The sequence below is a fragment of the uncultured Blautia sp. genome (assembly GCF_902497045.1).
In the GTDB taxonomy this organism is placed as follows: domain Bacteria; phylum Bacillota; class Clostridia; order Lachnospirales; family Lachnospiraceae; genus Blautia_A.
In genome coordinates this window covers 1-3,839 of sequence record NZ_CABVDF010000250.1, presented here as the reverse complement: position 1 = coordinate 3,839, position 3,839 = coordinate 1, and the positions used below count along the sequence as shown (strand labels likewise).

Genomic DNA, 3,839 nt, shown 5'->3' with positions numbered 1-3,839 from the left:
TTATATAGAGAGGGATAATTATGGCATATGATTTAGAAAAAGAAAAGAGAGAAGCAGTTGAAGCTGGTAAACGGGCTTTGAGAAGCCTCAGAGAAGCTGAGGAGCAGCTGAATAGTGCAAAAAACTGGGGGCTCTGGGATATGTTTGGAGGAGGATTTATTTCTACCATGGTAAAACAATCCAAAATGGATCGGGCAAAACAAAGTATGGAACAGGCGAAATATGATCTCAGAAATTTCAGCAGAGAATTGAATGATGTTAATATAGCCTGTCATCTCGATATTGAGACAGGTGATTTTATTTCCTTTGCAGACTGGTTTTTTGATAGTTTGCTGGTGGATTGGATGGTACAGGATCGGATCCATCAGGCTTCCGGACAGGTTGCGGATGCAATCTGCAGAGTTGAAGGAATCCTGAGACAGCTATAAAAAGAGTCTGTTTTTTGACAGAGAATCAGCAGGGGCAGCGATTTATGAAATTTCCGTAAATTGCTGCCCTCTTTTTTATTTTAGTTTTTCTTTTTCAGCATTTAACAGTTCAATATTAATGTTGTTTTCACTGGCGGTTTTATCGATCCATAGATTCAGTGAATCGATAGCCAGGGATACTTCATCCAGTTTTTTACTGATAAAAGCAAAGTCTTTGATTTCATCATCTGAAATTGTTCCATCTCGTGAAATCTGAATCAGTCGGCTGGTCAATGGATTGATCTCATTCAGGCTGGCAATTGTTTCCAGGATAATATTGGATAATTCAGATATCTCAATTTCCGGAACATAACGGCTCCCAATGGTACATTTGTGAGAACAATAGTAATTGCAAAGCTCTGGTTTTTTATAACAATCTGCCATCTGGATGATATCGTAAGGCGTTGGCTCCTGAAGTTCATATTCGATCTTTTCAATTCTTGAGGCAGATACGCCGACCATATTTTCACTTGCCTTTTCGCGTGTGAGTCCCTGCGCTTCCCGGCAGAGCTGGTATATATTTTTATTTTCTCTTGTTGATTGTTTGCCCATTATTTTCCCCCTATCTCTCTAAAATAGAGAAATACATAAGTCTAAATCTTCTCATACATCGTGTATTTCTGTACATAAAATAATTATACTGAAAACATAGAAAAACGGCAAGGATAAGTCGGGAGAAATGAGGTTTCAGGATGGATACAGCAAAAAAGGTAAGCATATTAGCATAATGGAGGCAGAAAAATGTTATCATTCTTATTTACTATTTGTATGATATGGGTATTTGGTAAAATGTTATTTTGGGGGATCAAAGCGGCATGGGGAATTTCAAAGTTTTTGGTCACGATTGTACTGCTGCCTTTGATACTGATCGGGCTGGTTGTCGGCGGATTGATATACATAGCATTTCCGATATTGATTATAGTAGGAATTGCTGCGTTGGTTTTACCAAAAGCATAGCAGTCTGATTGTCGTGGATTATGCAATGTTAATTGATATGTGGTTAAAGTAATTCTTGTGTGGATAAGCAGATTAATGTTATTATAAAATGTGGAAATATGGTGTGCATGGATGAACAGAATGAAAAATAATCAATGTCTCCGCAAAGCATGTCCATTTCATGGAGGAAAACAGGATGAGGAAATTAAAAGTAGCATTTATCTGTGTACATAATTCATGCAGAAGCCAGATTGCAGAAGCGCTTGGGAAACATCTTGCATCGGATATATTTGAAAGTTATTCAGCCGGTACGGAAACAAAACCCAGGATCAATCAGGATGCAGTCCGAATTATGAAAGAACTTTATGACATTGATATGGAGAAAACCCAGTATTCTAAATTAATAGATGAGATTCCGGCTCCGGATATTGCTGTTTCAATGGGATGTAATGTTGGCTGTCCGTTTATTGGAGGATCATTTGATGATAATTGGAAACTGGAAGATCCGACGGGAAAAAGTGACGAAGAGTTTCGGCGGATTATTGCAGGGATTGAAGAAAATATTATTAAACTGAAAATGAAAATAGAATCCATTGAGAAAACAAACGGGATGGAAAAATAGGTTGTATTTAAGGAGGATGGAAGATGTTAGTTTGTGATTACATTGTAGAAAAAATTGACGGTGATTATGCCATGTTAAAGAGAATGGATAAGCCGGAGGAAGAATTAAAATGTGTAGCAAGGGCGCTCCTTCCGGCAGAGATCATGGAAGGAACTGAGCTTCATTATGAAATGATGTGTTATACAATAAAGGCTTAAAGGATATTAAAAGCTGCAAGAATATATTTTGCATAAGGAAATTATGAAAAAAGCCTATGAGCTTGGGGGAACATTGTAATTATAAAACAAAGAAAAACCCGGAAAGGATCTGTTGAAAGCCACAGATCTGTTTCCGGGTTTTTCCTTTATAGAGGGTTCTTTATGTACAGGAAATGGATATCTTATAGTTCTCTTTTACTGAACACGTTTGATCTCCATATCTTTTGGAAGAACCAGGTTTAATATAATGGCCATTACAAACACGACAGCTACTACATTTGCAGAGAATACAGATTGGAGAAGCTGTGGGAAAATATGCCAGATGTCAATTTCGCTGGCAGCGGTAAAACCAATACCGATGGAAAGGGACAGTGCGGCAATGGTAATGTTCCTTTGAGTGAAGCCTGCCTTTGCAATCATTTCAATTCCGGATGTCAGGATGGTTCCAAACATCATAATGGTACATCCGCCCAGGACAGAATCTGGAAGGGAGGCGAAAAAGTTTCCTACAGGAGGAAGAAGCCCTGCCAGGATCATGCACACGGCTCCTGTCATAATTGTGAAACGGTTTACTACCTTTGTCATAGCAATGAGACCTACATTCTGAGAGAACGAGGTAACAGGCGGACATCCTAACAGAGAAGAAAAAGCGGAGGCATATCCGTCGCAGGCAAGAGAGCCGGAAATTTCTTCTGTTGTTATGTCACGTTCCAGTCCCCCGGAAACCATGGCTGTGGTATCTCCGATTGTTTCAGCAGCAGATACAAGAAAGATAATTGCAACAGAAACTATGGCTCCAGGGTGAAATTCCGGTACATAAGGCAGGAATTTCGGGAAAGAAATGATGCCTCCGGAAAAGATCACAGAGAGGTCTACTTTTCCCATAAAAATGGCTACGATATAGCCAACGATCAGACCGGCTAATACAGAAAGCTGCTTCCAGTAGCCTTTTGCCAGAATGTTCCAGACCAGACATACCAGTAATGTTATCGTACCGAGAATCAGATTCTGGGCAGAGCCAAAATCTTCTGAGTAGCCTCCGCCAAAGGATCTGGTACCGACGGTAAAAAGAGAAAATCCAATAGCAGTTACAACAGATGCAGCAACGATTGGAGAGATGATCTTTTTCCAGTATTTTGCCAGAAGCCCCAGAGTTCCTTCCATGATACCTCCGACCAGAACTGCGCCCACAACTGCCGGATATCCGTAATTGGCAGCCACTGTACTGAGAACTGTTACAAAGGTAAAGCTGACACCCATTACAATGGGAAGCTGGGAGCCTATTTTCCAGAGAGGATAAAGCTGTATGAGAGTTGCAATTCCGGCAACAAACATGGCATTCTGGAGAAGTATGGCAATTTCTGCCTGCTTCAGTCCTCCGGCACCGGCAATAATGGTAATGGGTGTCAGGTTGGCAACAAACATTGCCAGAATGTGCTGAAGACCAAATGGAATAGCCTTCATAACAGGAACTTGTCCGTCAAGACGATAAATGTTTGCAATATCTGCGTTTTTGGCGTTCTTCATAAGTGGGATCCTCCTTTTTTAAATTTTTTATACACTTTTTTTGTTCCGCCATAAAAATGATTATGATTGCAATACAACTAATTATATTTT

The 3,839-nt window shown here is 39.9% G+C and carries 5 protein-coding genes; 3 read left to right on the top strand and 2 right to left on the bottom strand.

Annotated elements, in window-relative coordinates; genetic code table 11:
- Positions 1 to 20 precede the first annotated feature (20 nt).
- Positions 21 to 428: a hypothetical protein gene (locus RDS42_RS13225; RefSeq protein ID WP_308784070.1), complete on the top strand. Its 408-nt coding sequence runs from the start codon at positions 21 to 23 to the stop codon at positions 426 to 428.
- A 75-nt stretch (positions 429 to 503) separates the two neighbouring features.
- On the opposite strand, the gene RDS42_RS13220 is transcribed toward RDS42_RS13225, so the two are convergent.
- Positions 504 to 1,019: a helix-turn-helix transcriptional regulator gene (locus RDS42_RS13220; RefSeq protein WP_308784069.1), complete on the bottom strand. Its 516-nt coding sequence runs from the start codon at positions 1,017 to 1,019 to the stop codon at positions 504 to 506.
- A 580-nt stretch (positions 1,020 to 1,599) separates the two neighbouring features.
- Here RDS42_RS13220 and RDS42_RS13215 point away from each other — a divergent pair.
- The gene (locus RDS42_RS13215; protein WP_308784068.1) at positions 1,600 to 2,025 is read left to right on the top strand and encodes an arsenate reductase ArsC; all 426 of its coding nucleotides are present in this window, start codon (positions 1,600 to 1,602) and stop codon (positions 2,023 to 2,025) included.
- A 23-nt stretch (positions 2,026 to 2,048) separates the two neighbouring features.
- Positions 2,049 to 2,222: a chorismate--pyruvate lyase gene (locus RDS42_RS13210; RefSeq protein WP_308784067.1), complete on the top strand. Its 174-nt coding sequence runs from the start codon at positions 2,049 to 2,051 to the stop codon at positions 2,220 to 2,222.
- 195 nt (positions 2,223 to 2,417) lie between these two features.
- Here the strand turns inward: RDS42_RS13210 and RDS42_RS13205 are convergent, their stop codons facing one another.
- Positions 2,418 to 3,749 (bottom strand): nucleobase:cation symporter-2 family protein, encoded by a 1,332-nt coding sequence (locus RDS42_RS13205; RefSeq protein WP_308784066.1) that lies wholly within the window; start codon positions 3,747 to 3,749, stop codon positions 2,418 to 2,420.
- Between the last annotated feature and the right edge of the window lie 90 nt (positions 3,750 to 3,839).